The organism is Rhizobium sp. 42MFCr.1 (genome assembly GCF_000377185.1).
Classification (GTDB): domain Bacteria; phylum Pseudomonadota; class Alphaproteobacteria; order Rhizobiales; family Rhizobiaceae; genus Rhizobium; species Rhizobium altiplani.
Window position 1 is genome coordinate 43,000 of the sequence record NZ_KB897827.1, and the last position, 13,199, is coordinate 56,198.

Below are 13,199 nucleotides of genomic sequence, written 5' to 3' on the forward strand. Positions count from 1 at the left end.
GTTGACGGCCGCGGCAGCAGCGATGCTCGCGTCACGTAGCGCCGTCGCAGCCGACTTCCACCGCTTCAAGCATGGCACGTTCGACATCACGGTCGTCAGCGACGGTTTTCTCACGCTCCCAGTCGAGATCTTGTTGCCCGACGCCACGCCTGAAGAGCGCAAGGCGATCATGCCTCGGCTGGGCGGAAGTTCGGCGGCCGCTCCGGTCCAGGCCAACATCCCGCTGATCCGCCATGGCGACGACCTGATCCTTATCGACACTGGCTCAGGTAACCGCTTCCAGGCCAGCGCGGGCAAATTGGCCGCAAACCTGCAATCGCTTGGGATCGCGCCCGAAGCGATCACCAAGGTGGTTTTCACCCATGCCCATCCGGACCACTCCGGTGCGACGACGACGGCCGATGGAAAGGTCCTTTATCCGAACGCCCAGTATTTTGTCAGCGAAGCCGAGTGGGACTTCTGGACCCACAAGGACTTTGAGATGCACATGCCGTCGGCGCTTCATGATTTTGCGCGAGGCGCGCAACGTGACCTGTTTGCGGTCAAGGACCGGCTGACGCTCTTGCGCCCGGATCAGGAGATCATTCCCGGAATGCGGATTTTGGAAACCCGCGGCCATACGCCGGGCCATGTCTCGATCGAACTGGCGGGCGACGGCGGCCTGCTGATCACAGGCGACGCCTGTACCAACGACGTGATTTTCTTCGAGCATCCCGCCTGGCATTTCGGCTTCGACACCGAACCTGAGATCGCGCTGAAAAACCGCCAGATGCTGCTCGATCGCGCCGCGAGCGAAAAGCTCAAGATGCTCGGCTATCACTGGACCTATCCGGCCGTCGGATATGCCGAGCGCAAGGATGCCTCCTACCGATTTCTGCCGGCTTAGGATCGCCGAATTATCGCGCCTCGGCGGTTTCCTCGAGCGCGGCAGATTGCTGCGGCATTTCTTCCGCAATCTCCTCGGCAACGGCTGCAAGATCGAGGTTGCCCCAGATCGACGCTGACTGGCGACGTTCTGGGCGGCGGGAGGATTTGACTTCGACGACGAACGGCTTCGACTGAGCGCGCATGAGTTTCCTATGAAGAGGCGTTGAACGAATCCATCAACGCCCCAAGCCTATGAAGCGTTCCGCGCTTGCGCAAGGTCGCCATTCGCTTTGAATCCAGCCTCACACAGGCCAGACCGCGACGGAACAAGCATATGGCGAGCCGCGTTTCGGCCTTTCAATCTGCATGGAGCCTCTACGCAAATTCCTGCGAAAAGTCCTTGAAGGAACGATCGATGTCGATTACCTACCACGTCGCCGAACATGATGGCGCCTGGGCCTACCGCCTGGACGATGTCTGGTCGGAAACTTTCCCAACTCACGAAGAAGCATTGGCAGCGGCTAAACATGCCGCGGAGCGACAAAAGCTCGGTGGCCAGGATGCGGACATTACATATCAGCGTGCAGACGGCAGCTGGACAGCGGAACGGTCGAACGGAGGCGACCGCCCCGAGGCCGATGTCGTCGATGACGCCAAGGAAAAAGACTAGGAATGACTATCAAAGAACGCTTTTTGAAGCAGCAGCATGCGTGGATGCTCGGCGCATGCTATTCCCGGAAACATCCCGACTTTCATCGCTTTGGCGGCGTCGATGTTTCGATCTCGCCTCGCTGGAAAGACAGCGTTGAAACCTTCGTCAATGATATGATCGACACCCTGCCGCGCAGCCTCTCCGAGCGCCGGATGGCACTGAGAAACCCGCGCCGCCCGTTCGAACCCGGGAATGTGGAATGGGTATTCGCAAGCAAGCATTACGGCCTTCGCGCTCCTGACGGCACACGGCCCGACATGGCGGACGTTCGCGCGCGCCGCGTATAAACCGCTATTTACTCGTTACAATCTTCGCCGGCGGAAACATGGCTAGGGCCTTCTTTCGCCGGCGAACTGTTTTATGGCGGCAGTAGTCACCCCGAAATCACCAGTCAGTGACGACATGCAAGCCGCTTGCATGACCATCCGTTCGGTGCCCCAGTCGTTGGCTGCCGCGCTTGACGACGTATGTTGCACTCCGGGCCAGTTCGCAGTGCCGCTGAATTCAGTGCGACCGGTGCCGCGCGTTCCTCGTCACCACAATCACAACAAGTCCGACGACGACAGCCAGCGCGCCCCAATAGACCCATGACGTCTGGTTGATCATGAAGCTTTCCGCCGGGTAGGGAAAATAGCCGCTACCCTGCCCCATCCAGACCAGCCCGATAAGGATCAGCACGCCGGCGATACAATAGGCGATCTTCACCATTCAATGTTCCTCCACCATACCAGTTGCGTAACGTCATGCACCCGTCGCGGACGCAGTGCTTCGACGGAGCGCTCTGGCACGCCTTGAGGACCTTACTCTTTCGGGAAATCGGCTCCCAGGCTCGTTTCGCGCCATTCCTCGATCTGCGCCAGCCGTTCGCGCAGCTTGTTGGTGACGTTGTTGTAGCCAAGTTCGCCAAGCACGAGATGCCGCGGTGGGTTCTCCACTTCCGTGATCCGGATCATCGCCTCGCCAGCGCGCACGGGATCGCCGGCTTGCTTGCCGCTGTATTCAGCTGTTTGCCGCATGCGGGCTGCCGCGGTTTCGGCGTAGTCCGGAATTGTGCTCTTCGTCTGCCGGAGTGACCGGCCCGCCCAATCGGTGCGGAACGGACCGGGCGCGACGCAGGTCACCTTGATGCCGAGCGGCCTGCCCTCGGCGTGGAGTGCATCGGAAAAACCCTCCACCGCATGCTTGCTAGCGGCATAGAAGCCGGAGCCAGGAAAGCCGATAAAGCCGGCAACCGAGGTGATGTTGATGATGTGGCCATGCCGGCGCCGCCGCATACCGGGCAGGACAGCGCGGGTTATCGCAAACAGGCCAAAGACGTTCGCCTCGAACTGATCGCGGATTTCCTGCTCTTCCGCCTCCTCTACCGGTGACTGGTAGCCATAGCCGGCATTGTTGACCAGCACGTCGATGCGGCCGAAACGCTGCTCGGCGGCCGCGACTGCCGCTTTGACCTGAGTCGGATCGGTCACATCGAGATCCAGCGCCAGCGTGTTCGCTTCATGAGCGGTTGCCAGATCGGCAACGCGCGCCTTGTCGCGCGCCGTCACGACCGTCGGCCAGCCACGGGCAATGGTGAGTTTCGCAAGCTCACGGCCGAAGCCGGTAGAGCAGCCGGTGATGAGCCAGACGGGAGACTTGTCCTGAGACATATGATTTTCCTGATGCTGTCGGGGACGCCTGAATGGGCGAGAGCGGATTTAGGGCCGCCGCCTGACATTTCCAGCGAATGAGTACGCCGAAAACTGCGTGGATCAGGACAAGCCTGCGCGCCCGATCGGACGCGCAGGCGATAGGAGACTTACTGGAGCGTACGCGTGTGGATGTCCTGGCCGAGCGCGACGCTAGGACGGGCCTGCGTTCCAGCGGCCACGCCGTCGAGGCCCGTCGCCACTACGGAGACGCGGAACTTACCGTCCAGGTTGCGATCAAAGATTGCTCCAACAACGATATCGGCTTCATCCTGGACCTCGTCGCGGATACGGCTTGCCGCCTCGTCCACTTCGAAGAGCGTCATGTCGGAGCCGCCGGAAATCGAGATCAGCACGCCCCTGGCACCCTTCATGGAAATATCGTCGAGCAGCGGGTTGGCAATGGCAGCCTCCGCGGCCTTCATCGCGCGCCCCTCACCCGAAGCCTCGCCGGTGCCCATCATTGCCCGGCCCATGCCGCGCATGACGGACTTCACGTCAGCGAAATCGAGATTGATCAGGCCTTCCTTGACAATCAGGTCGGTGATGCAGCCAACACCGGCATAAAGCACGCGGTCGGCGGTCATGAAGGCATCGGCGAAGGTGGTCTTTGCATCGGCGATGCGAAAAAGGTTCTGGTTCGGGATGACGATCACCGTATCGGCTGCCTCGCGAAGCGCCTCGATACCGGCATCAGCGGTCTTCATGCGGCGATTGCCTTCGAACGTGAACGGCTTCGTCACGACTCCGACTGTCAGGATGCCAGCGTCGCGAGCAGCCTTGGCAATAACAGGTGCAGCACCTGTGCCGGTGCCGCCGCCCATGCCTGCGGTGACGAAGCACATGTGGGAACCGGCCAGATGGTCCATGATCTCGTCGATCGATTCTTCTGCAGCTGCGCGGCCGACTTCCGGCAGTGAGCCGGCGCCCAACCCTTCGGTCACATGGGCGCCGAGCTGGATACGGCGGGGTGCCTTGGAGGTCGCCAATACCTGTGCATCGGTGTTGGCCGCAATGAAATCGACGCCTTCGAGATTTTCCGCTATCATGTTGTTGATGGCATTGCCGCCGCCGCCGCCGACACCAATTACTGTAATTCTGGGGCGCATTTCGGAAATTCCGTTCTTGGCGTTCGACATCGCAATCTCCTTCGTGCGTTTTCGTCGTGGCTCCACCTCTTATGGAGCCGAATCGAGCATTAGCGTAGTGGCGCAACAAGGCAGAGCCGGGGCGAAAGAACAAGATGAAGCGTCCTTGAAACTTTATCCGGAACCTTTTTTGCATTCGCGCTTTATTTTGAATCATCCCCTGTCAGAGAGAGGAGCACCGTGCAGATGATCACGCCAGCCACCCGCCACTCAGTTACCCCTCCCAACGAGCATATTCTTACGGCTCAAGAGGCCTTAGAACCACTGTTCCTCAAGATCGAAGAGGAGGCCGAAGTCCGGATGATCGCTGCGGCCATCCGCGCGGGCTGGTCTGCCGAAGATGCCGTGGCGGCCATCGACCAGCTTCGCCGGAACGAACTTATTCCCGGCAGCGGCCACTAAAACCTTTCGGCGGCTTCAAAATATCACTCGCCTTGAGAAAGGGATGACCTAAGTTCAGCGCGACCACCAATCGCGGAAAGATCATCGCATGTCCTTCAGAAATATCTGCATCTTCGGCGCCGGTGCACTCGGCGGCGCCATCGCTGCCAAGCTTGCCTCTTCAATCGGCGCAGAGGCGACAGTTTCGGTCGTTGCCCGCGGCGCTCATCTCGACGCCATCCGACGCGATGGATTGCGTCTCATGGAGGCGGACGTAGAAGCACCCCTCACCATAAACCTCACGGCGACCGACAATCCGAGGGAACTGCCGCCGCAGGATCTCCTCATCACCGGGCTAAAGGGCCACCAGCTCAGCGCCGCCGCAGAGGGAATCGGCCTTCTGCTGAAAGATGGCACACGCGTGATGATGATCCTCAACGGCATTCCGTGGTGGTATTTTCATCGCGATCAGGACAGTGGGCATGCGGAACTACAGTTCGATGAGCTCGATGAGGGCGGCAAACTATGGCGACTTGTCGGCCCGGAACGCGTCATCGGCTGCGTCGCCCATCAGGGCGCTGAAGTCAGCAAGCCCGGTGAGATCAGGCTCAGCAACAAAGGGCATTTCATCCTCGGCGAGCCCTCCGGCGACATCAGCAATGATTTGCGCAACGTCGAAGCGCTGCTGCAACGCGCCGATATCGGCGTGAAGCTCTCGAGCCGAATTCGCGACGACATCTGGAGCAAGCTGATGGGCAACGCCTCCTTCAACCCGATAAGTGCGCTGACGCGATCTTTGATGTCCAACCTGATGGCCGATGCGGCAATCACCGACCAGATCGGCAAGGTCATGAAGGAGGTAAAGGCGGTCGGAGAGGCGCTCGGCGCGAATGTCGGGATGTCCGTCGAGCAGCGACTGGAACAGGCCCGACAGATCGGGCCCGTTCGCACCTCTATGCTCCAAGACCTCTTGGCGGGAAAGTCGCTCGAGACTACGCCGCTGGTGGGAATGGTCGTTTCACTGGGCCGCCTGACGGCAACGCCGACCCCGGTTTCAGAAACGATCCTGGCGCTGGTGTCGCAGCTCGACCGTGAGAATTGCCAAATCGGCTAACTAAGTAGGGCGGCCCGCCGCGAAGCCGCTCAGAAATTGCCTTAGCAAGTCTCCAGAGGACTCTCCATTAGAAGAAACTTATTTCAACCACGCTGCGATACGTTCGATTGCTTCGATGATCTCGGCTTCGGAACCGGCGTAGGACATGCGCATCGAGCGATTACCTTCCAGCGGGTCGAAATCCAGGCCCGGCGTCGCGGCGACGTTGATCTCCGCCAACATCCGCTTCGCGAAGGCCATGCTATCATTGGTAAAGCGCGTTACGTCGACATAGGCGTAGAAGGCGCCATCCATCGGCGATGCGATGGACAGGCCAATCTCCGGCAGACGCTTCAGCAGAAAATCGCGGTTGGCCGCGTAGCTCGCCTTGTAGACATCGAGTTCCGCGGCCGCGCCGAGAGCGGCCGTCGCGGCGATCTGCGAGAGTTCGGGCGGCGAGATGTAGAGGCTTTGCGCGACGCGCTCGATCGGGCGCACCAGCCGCTCGGGCAGCACCATCCAGCCGATCCGCCATCCCGTCATGCAATAATATTTGGAGAAGGAGTTGATGACGATCGCCTCGTCGGTCAATTCCAGCGCGCTGGTCTCTTCGCCGGCAAAGGTCAGTCCGTGGTAGATTTCGTCTGAAATGAACGCGATCGAATTGGCCGCGCAATAGTCGGCCAAGGACTTCAGCCCCTGGCGGCCGGTCACGGTACCTGTCGGGTTGGCGGGGCTCGCCAGCAGAACGCCCTTCAGCCTGACATTGTTTGCCGTTTGCGCGGCCTCGAGACTCTCGGGCGTCAACGTGAAGTGGGTTTCGGCCGTTACCGGCACCTCGATCACCCTCAACCCCAACGCGCCGAGGATGTTGCGGTAGGCGGGATAGCCCGGCCGGGCAATCGCGACCGCGTCGCCGGCATCGAACAGCGAGAGAAACGCCAAATTGAAGCCGGCGGAAGAACCCGTCGTTATCGCGATCCGTGCAGGATCGATTTTCAGCCCGTGACGGCCGCGATAATGGTCGGCCAGCGCTTGTTTCAGTCTCGTCGTACCAAGCGCGTCCGTGTAGCCGATCTTGCCCTCCACAAGCGCAGCCTGCGCTGCCTCCCGCGCCGCCCGCGGCGCCGGATGGGATGGCTGGCCGACGGCCATGGAAATGACCGGATGGCCGTTCGCTCGCCGCCTTGTCGCCTCCGCCAGAACATCCATGGCATGAAAGGGTTCGACTTCGCTGCGTTGGGAAATGGAAAACAAGATCGCTTCTCTCTAACTTTGCTTGCGGCCAGACAATTGCCGCAATAATCGGGTCATCACAATCCCGCGATTGAACCGCGGATGCGAAAATTCCTGTTTGAAGACGACCGGACGCACCGTAATTTGGCGGCAGCGGCGTGCCGCCGTTAACCGGGCAGTGTTATTCGACGCCTAGAACCGACGCATGTAAACTGCTGATGACGAGGATATAATGGCCATACTTCCGAAAATCTTCACCGCGCTCGCGCTCACTGCCTCGGTGGCAACTGCCTATCCGGCGGCAGCACTCGACGACGCGCAGAAGAAGGAGTTCGGCGAGTTCATCAAGCAATACCTGATCGAAAATCCAGAGATCATGCTCGATGTTCAGGATGCGCTGCAGAAGAAGCAGGAGCAGGCGCGCCTCGTTAAAGCCAACGCCGTGATTGCTGACAACAAGTCGACGATCTTCGATTCGAAGTATGACTTGGCGATCGGCAACCCGAAGGGCGACATCACGATCGTCGAATTCTTCGATTACAATTGCGGCTATTGCAGGCATGCGCTTTCGGACATGCAGACGATGCTCGAAAAAGACAAGAACGTCCGCTTCGTGCTCAAGGAATTCCCAATCCTCGGACCGGAATCGGTTGCCGCACACAAGGTATCCGACGCATTCCGCAAACTGGCGCCGCAGAAATATAGCCAGTTCCACATCGCATTGCTTGGCCGCGACGGCCGCGCCGACGAAGCGAGCGCTCTCGAAGTCGCAGAGTCCCTTGGCGTCAGCGAAAAGCAGATAAGGGATGAGATGGCCAAGAGCTCCAGCGATGCTTCCGTCAAGGAAACCTATGACCTTGCTCAGAGCCTCGGCATCACAGGCACACCGTCCTATGTGGTCGGCAACGAGCTCGTTCAAGGCGCGGTTGGCTTCGACGACCTTGAAGCCAAGGTGAAGAATATGCGCGCCTGCGGCAAGACGAGTTGCTGAGGCGACGCTCATCAAATCGCCAAAATCGAAGCGTTTCAGCCATGTGGACAAATATGGCGTGATTCGGGCTGCGCTTCCCAAAGGGCTTTCATTAGGCCCGTGGGGAGTCTATAGGTTGCCGTCCCGCACTTATTGGAACATTCGATGACGCAAACGATATTCGTCCTGAACGGCCCCAACCTGAACATGCTCGGCAAAAGAGAGCCCGGCATCTATGGTGGCAAGACCCTTCAGGATATCGAGGCGGACTGCAAGGCGGCCGGGCGTGAGCTCGGCTTCGATATTGATTTTCGCCAGAGCAATCACGAAGGCACGCTCGTTGATTGGTTCCATGAAGCGAACGACAAGGCCGTTGGTGTCGCGATCAATGCAGGTGCCTACACGCATACGTCGGTCGCGCTCCACGATGCAATTCGCGCTATTTCCATTCCGGTAATAGAGCTCCATATCTCCAACGTTCACGCGCGGGAAGAATTCCGCCACAAGTCGATGATTGCGCCAGCGGTGAAAGGCGTCATCTGCGGCTTCGGGCCTTACAGCTATATTCTGGCGCTCCAGGCGCTGAAGAATCTTACGGCATAAAAAGAAGACAGGGCAAACACTCATGGCTGAGAAGAAAAACGGTATCGACCAGGCGCTGATCCGCGACCTCGCGAACATCCTCAACGACACGGATCTGACGGAAATCGAAGTCGAGCAGGACGATCTGCGCATCCGCGTTTCGCGCGCCGGCAACACCCAGTACATTCAGGCTCCGATGGCTGCGCCCGCGTTCGCAGCGGCTCCGGCCGTAGCGGCCCCGGCAGCTGCAGCACCTGCGGCTCCGGCAGCGGCGGTACGCAACCCTGCCAACACTGTCAGCGCTCCGATGGTCGGCACCGCCTACATGGCTCCGGCTCCCGGTGCACGCGCCTTCATCGAGCTCGGCGCGACCGTGAAGGAAGGCCAGACGCTGCTCATCATCGAAGCGATGAAGACCATGAACCAGATTCCTTCGCCGAAATCCGGGAAGATCACCGAAATCCTCGTCGAGGACGGAAGCCCCGTCGAATACGGCCAAGCCCTCGTCGTCATCGAATAAGGCGGGCGTCATGGTCTCGAAAATCCTCATCGCCAATCGCGGGGAAATCGCGCTTCGCGTGCTGCGCGCTTGCAAAGAGCTCGGCATCCCGTGTGTCGTGGTCCATTCGACCGCCGACGCCGACGCTATGCATGTGCGCCTCGCCGACGAGAGCGTCTGCATTGGTCCTCCGCCCTCACGCGACAGCTATCTGAACATCCACCAGATCGTGGCCGCCTGCGAGATCACGGGCGCCGATGCTGTGCATCCTGGTTACGGCTTCCTCTCCGAAAACGCCAAGTTTGCGGAAATCCTGGAAGCGCACGGCATCACCTTTATCGGCCCGACGGCGGAACACATCCGGCTTATGGGTGACAAGATCACCGCCAAGACGACCGCCCAGGAGCTCGGCATTCCTGTCGTTCCGGGTTCGGACGGCGAGGTAAAGACCGAAGAAGATGCGGTGCGGACGGCTGCCGAAATCGGCTATCCGGTGCTGATCAAGGCAACCGCCGGCGGCGGTGGTCGCGGCATGAAGGTTGCCAAGTCCGAGGCCGACCTGATCGAAGCCTGGTCGACGGCCCGTACCGAAGCGGCGGCCGCCTTCGGCAACGATGCGGTCTACATGGAAAAGTACCTCGGCCAGCCGCGCCACATCGAAATCCAGGTGTTCGGTGACGGCGAAGGCAATGCGATCCATCTCGGCGAACGTGATTGCTCGCTGCAGCGCCGCCACCAGAAGGTCTGGGAAGAAGCCAATTCCCCGGCTTTGAACGTCGAGCAGCGCATGAAGATCGGCCAGATTTGTGCCGACGCCATGAGGAAGCTGAAGTATCGCGGTGCCGGTACGATCGAGTTCCTGTACGAGAACGGCGAGTTCTATTTCATCGAAATGAACACCCGTCTGCAGGTGGAACATCCGATCACCGAAGCCATCACCGGCATCGACCTTGTTCACGAGCAGATCCGCGTCGCTTCGGGCGGCGGGCTCTCCGTCAAGCAGGAAGAGATCAACTTCAACGGCCACGCCATCGAATGCCGGATCAACGCCGAGGACGCGCGGACCTTCGTACCCTCCCCGGGCACGATCACCCACTTCCACGCACCGGGTGGACTTGGTGTTCGCGTCGATAGCGGCGCGTACCAGGGCTACAAGATCCCGCCGTACTACGACAGCCTCATCGGCAAGCTCATCGTCTTCGGCCGTACGCGCGTCGAATGCATGATGCGTCTGCGCCGCGCGCTCGACGAGTTCGTCGTCGACGGTATCAAGACGACGCTTCCGTTGTTCCAGGATCTGGTGGACAATCAGGATATCGCCAACGGCGACTATGATATCCACTGGCTGGAAAAATATCTGGCCAAGAAACCGGCGTAACAAAGAATGGCAGGATCGCGCAGGAAGTCTCCAGGCATAACACCGGAAATCCTCCTGCGCGCCTACTCTATCGGTCTTTTCCCAATGGCCGAATCGGCTGACGATCCAGAAATATTCTGGGTCGAGCCCGACCTTCGCGGCGTCCTGCCGCTCGACGAATTCCACGTTTCCAAAAGCCTCGCCAAGACGATCCGGCGCAAGCCGTTCGATATCCGCTTCAATTACGATTTCGACGCGGTCATTGCGGCCTGTGCGGCAGAGACCGGGGACAGGCCCAGCACCTGGATCAATCAGACCATCAAGACGCTATATTCGACACTGCATCGTATCGGCCATGCTCACTCGGTCGAGGCCTGGGACGGCGACGAACTTGTCGGCGGATTATACGGAGTGTCGCTGGGCTCGGCATTCTTCGGCGAAAGCATGTTCTCGCGGCGGACCGACGCCTCGAAGATCTGCCTCGTTCATCTGGTGGAACGGCTGCGCGCCAAGGGTTTCACCTTGCTCGATACGCAGTTTACGACCGAGCACCTGAAGACGTTCGGGGCGATCGATGTTCCGAAGAATGAGTACGCCCACATCCTCACGGCGGCAATGGAATCGCCGCACCTTGAATTCTAGGAACTAGTTGGCTGCCTTGTCAGGCGCGGGAACGTCCGAGTTCTGCTTGCAGTCCTTTAGCCAGACGTCATAGATCGGATGCTCTACGGCATTGAGGCCGGGGCTGTCGGCAAACATCCAGCCGGTGAAGATGCGGCGGATCTTACGGTCGAGCGTGATCTCGTCGACTTCCACAAAACCATCGATCTTCTGCGCTTCCGCCTGATCGCGCGAATAGCAGGCCTTCGGCGTCACCTGCAGCGCACCGAACTGCACGGTCTCGTTGACATAGACGTCGAAGGTGGTGATACGGCCGGTGATCTTGTCGAGGCCGGAGAAAACGGCAACCGAGTTCTCAATGCGGGCAGCGGAGGCAGCCTGCGGCAGAAGGATCGAGCCAAGCACCAGGGAAAGCCCGGCGGCACGCAGGAGCTGGTTCCGCGTGATAAGCTTCATATCTGCCCGTCTCCACAGCGTCTGAAAATCGAAGGCCGCAATCGCTGCGGCCATTCTGCGGGTAATAGTCAATTGTGGCTAAAAGCAGGGTCGGCGACCAGCTGCTCAGTTGCCAGGCGTCCAGGCGTCGTAGTCGCCGGTAACCCGCGGACGTTCGCCGGGAACGACGAGCGAGCCCGGCGGACGATAAGCCTGCGGCGACCCGGTCGGGTTTGCGCGATGCGGCTTCTGCCATTCCTTGGCAACGTAATTTTCCTGGCTCGGCGGGACATTCGTGCGATGATGCATCCAGCCATGCCAGCCCGGCGGAATTGCAGAGGCTTCGGCATAACCCTTGTAGATCACCCAACGCTTCGGAAGACCGTAGGATGACATACCGCCTTCGTAATAAACATTACCCAATTCGTCTTCACCGACGCGCTTGCCAAAACGCCAGGTCGCAAAACGCGTACCGATCGTCTGACCGTTCCACCAGGTGAAGATTTGCACGAGGAGATTCTTCATGTCTTTTCCTTGAGCTAGCCGGAAGGCAAGCGGGACCAGAATTTGATCCCTCGCTTATGCCGCCAGCGATCCGCATTGTCCAGTGATTCCGGTGCCACACCGGCTCATTTCAGCGCCATCTTGAAGCCGAGATGCGATTGCTTGAAACCAAGTCTTTCGTAGAAGCGGTGCGCATCCGTGCGGCTGGCATTCGACGTCAGTTGCACGAGCCGCAAACCGCGACGTTTTGCCTCCGCAATGGCAAACTCAATCATCTGGGCACCGATGCCCTGGCCACGCATGTCACCCCGCGTCTGCACCGCCTCAATGATCATCGACGAGGAGCCACGACCGATCAGCGACGTCACGACCATGGTCTGAAATGTGCCTACGACCTGCCCGTCACGCTCCGCGACGTAAAGCGTTTGGTCGGGCGATGAAGCAATCCGCTCGAAAGCCCGAAGATACTTGCCGAATATCTCGGGCGCGGTCGTGTCGCCGTGACCGCCGAGTTCATCAGCGGCAAAGATGGCAACCAGCGCGGCGACGTCGGAGCTGCGTGCCTCGCGAATCGTGGTTTGGCTCATGATCGTATTGCGGCCTAGCGCTGTTCGAGAAATTTTTCGAGGATCAGCGTCGGTATGCCGGATTGGCCCGGCCCGTCGTTTTCATTGCGGCCGACATCCTCGAAGCCGTGAGCATGGTAGAAAGCGATCGCCGTCTTGTTCCGCGGCTCGACCTCGAGGCGCATGATTTCGGCATCGGGAAAGCAGGTTTCCAACTCGGCAAAGATCTCCCGACCGATGCCCTGGCGATGCAGCGGCGGACGGACATAGAGCAGGTGCAGCATGACGGTTTTTGTCATCTCGTCGGACATGGCGGCATAACCGATGCCGCCGATGTCCTTGCCGTTGTCGGCAACGAGGAACTCCGCATTCTTCTTCGCCAGCCGCGCCTGAAGCGCAGCTGGCGAAAAAAGGTGAGCAATGATCTCATTCACCTTTGCTTCGCCGTAGAGGCCCGCGTAGGTTGCGCGAAAACCCTCATCTAGCAAAGTGCGCATCTTGCTGAGATCACCCTCGCTGGCAGTGCGCACGAAATACACG

At 59.7% G+C, this 13,199-nt stretch carries 19 protein-coding genes; 10 read left to right on the plus strand and 9 right to left on the minus strand.

Annotation, left to right across the window (positions count from 1 at the left end; translation table 11 throughout):
* The first annotated feature begins 22 nt into the window (after positions 1-22).
* Positions 23-886: an MBL fold metallo-hydrolase gene (locus tag C934_RS0112145; RefSeq protein WP_083929854.1), complete on the plus strand. Its 864-nt coding sequence runs from the start codon at positions 23-25 to the stop codon at positions 884-886.
* Positions 887-896: 10 nt separating this feature from the next.
* Here C934_RS0112145 and C934_RS35130 read toward each other — a convergent pair whose 3' ends face one another.
* Positions 897-1,070, minus strand: coding sequence for a hypothetical protein (locus C934_RS35130; protein ID WP_018856991.1), 174 nt, complete (start codon positions 1,068-1,070; stop codon positions 897-899).
* Positions 1,071-1,282: 212 nt separating this feature from the next.
* Here C934_RS35130 and C934_RS0112155 point away from each other — a divergent pair, with 212 nt between their 5' ends.
* A complete protein-coding gene (locus C934_RS0112155) occupies positions 1,283-1,537 on the plus strand; it encodes a DUF2188 domain-containing protein (RefSeq protein ID WP_026371762.1) in 255 nt (84 codons plus the stop codon).
* Between the two features lie 2 nt (positions 1,538-1,539).
* The gene (locus C934_RS0112160) at positions 1,540-1,866 is read left to right on the plus strand and encodes a hypothetical protein (protein WP_018856993.1); all 327 of its coding nucleotides are present in this window, start codon (positions 1,540-1,542) and stop codon (positions 1,864-1,866) included.
* A gap of 217 nt (positions 1,867-2,083) precedes the next feature.
* Here C934_RS0112160 and C934_RS0112165 read toward each other — a convergent pair whose 3' ends face one another.
* The 3 genes from C934_RS0112165 to ftsZ form a co-directional block, all read right to left on the minus strand.
* The gene (locus C934_RS0112165) at positions 2,084-2,287 is read right to left on the minus strand and encodes a hypothetical protein (protein WP_018856994.1); all 204 of its coding nucleotides are present in this window, start codon (positions 2,285-2,287) and stop codon (positions 2,084-2,086) included.
* Positions 2,288-2,379: 92 nt separating this feature from the next.
* Positions 2,380-3,228 (minus strand): oxidoreductase, encoded by an 849-nt coding sequence (locus tag C934_RS0112170; RefSeq protein ID WP_018856995.1) that lies wholly within the window; start codon positions 3,226-3,228, stop codon positions 2,380-2,382.
* A gap of 149 nt (positions 3,229-3,377) precedes the next feature.
* Positions 3,378-4,406: a cell division protein FtsZ gene (gene ftsZ, locus C934_RS0112175; RefSeq protein ID WP_018856996.1), complete on the minus strand. Its 1,029-nt coding sequence runs from the start codon at positions 4,404-4,406 to the stop codon at positions 3,378-3,380.
* A gap of 195 nt (positions 4,407-4,601) precedes the next feature.
* Between ftsZ and C934_RS33635 the strand changes: the two genes are divergently transcribed.
* On the plus strand, positions 4,602-4,817 hold the full coding sequence (locus tag C934_RS33635; protein WP_029792471.1) for a hypothetical protein: 216 nt from the start codon (positions 4,602-4,604) through the stop codon (positions 4,815-4,817).
* 88 nt (positions 4,818-4,905) lie between these two features.
* Positions 4,906-5,910 (plus strand): ketopantoate reductase family protein, encoded by a 1,005-nt coding sequence (locus C934_RS0112185; RefSeq protein ID WP_018856998.1) that lies wholly within the window; start codon positions 4,906-4,908, stop codon positions 5,908-5,910.
* A gap of 78 nt (positions 5,911-5,988) precedes the next feature.
* On the opposite strand, the gene C934_RS0112190 is transcribed toward C934_RS0112185, so the two are convergent.
* Positions 5,989-7,146 carry a pyridoxal phosphate-dependent aminotransferase gene (locus C934_RS0112190; RefSeq protein WP_018856999.1) on the minus strand — a complete coding sequence of 386 codons (1,158 nt, stop codon included), beginning with the start codon at positions 7,144-7,146 and terminating at the stop codon, positions 5,989-5,991.
* A 211-nt stretch (positions 7,147-7,357) separates the two neighbouring features.
* Between C934_RS0112190 and C934_RS0112195 the strand changes: the two genes are divergently transcribed.
* The 5 genes from C934_RS0112195 to aat all read left to right on the plus strand — a co-directional run bounded on the left by C934_RS0112195 (position 7,358) and on the right by aat (position 11,175).
* Entirely contained in the window at positions 7,358-8,116 is a 759-nt protein-coding gene (locus C934_RS0112195; RefSeq protein ID WP_018857000.1) for a DsbA family protein, read from the plus strand.
* A gap of 144 nt (positions 8,117-8,260) precedes the next feature.
* Complete coding sequence (aroQ, locus tag C934_RS0112200; protein ID WP_018857001.1) at positions 8,261-8,698, plus strand: type II 3-dehydroquinate dehydratase; 438 nt, start codon at positions 8,261-8,263, stop codon at positions 8,696-8,698.
* Positions 8,699-8,720: 22 nt separating this feature from the next.
* Complete coding sequence (accB, locus tag C934_RS0112205; protein WP_018857002.1) at positions 8,721-9,197, plus strand: acetyl-CoA carboxylase biotin carboxyl carrier protein; 477 nt, start codon at positions 8,721-8,723, stop codon at positions 9,195-9,197.
* Between the two features lie 10 nt (positions 9,198-9,207).
* Positions 9,208-10,554: an acetyl-CoA carboxylase biotin carboxylase subunit gene (gene accC, locus C934_RS0112210; RefSeq protein ID WP_018857003.1), complete on the plus strand. Its 1,347-nt coding sequence runs from the start codon at positions 9,208-9,210 to the stop codon at positions 10,552-10,554.
* A gap of 6 nt (positions 10,555-10,560) precedes the next feature.
* The gene (gene aat, locus C934_RS0112215; RefSeq protein ID WP_018857004.1) at positions 10,561-11,175 is read left to right on the plus strand and encodes a leucyl/phenylalanyl-tRNA--protein transferase; all 615 of its coding nucleotides are present in this window, start codon (positions 10,561-10,563) and stop codon (positions 11,173-11,175) included.
* Between the two features lie 3 nt (positions 11,176-11,178).
* Here aat and C934_RS0112220 read toward each other — a convergent pair whose 3' ends face one another.
* From C934_RS0112220 to C934_RS0112235, 4 genes are all read right to left on the minus strand, one after another.
* The gene (locus C934_RS0112220; RefSeq protein WP_018857005.1) at positions 11,179-11,610 is read right to left on the minus strand and encodes a DUF2155 domain-containing protein; all 432 of its coding nucleotides are present in this window, start codon (positions 11,608-11,610) and stop codon (positions 11,179-11,181) included.
* Positions 11,611-11,715: 105 nt separating this feature from the next.
* Complete coding sequence (locus tag C934_RS0112225) at positions 11,716-12,114, minus strand: NADH:ubiquinone oxidoreductase subunit NDUFA12 (protein ID WP_007792741.1); 399 nt, start codon at positions 12,112-12,114, stop codon at positions 11,716-11,718.
* Positions 12,115-12,218: 104 nt separating this feature from the next.
* A complete protein-coding gene (locus C934_RS0112230; protein WP_018857006.1) occupies positions 12,219-12,680 on the minus strand; it encodes a GNAT family N-acetyltransferase in 462 nt (153 codons plus the stop codon).
* A gap of 14 nt (positions 12,681-12,694) precedes the next feature.
* Positions 12,695-13,198 carry a GNAT family N-acetyltransferase gene (locus C934_RS0112235; protein ID WP_018857007.1) on the minus strand — a complete coding sequence of 168 codons (504 nt, stop codon included), beginning with the start codon at positions 13,196-13,198 and terminating at the stop codon, positions 12,695-12,697.
* Position 13,199 lies beyond the last annotated feature (1 nt).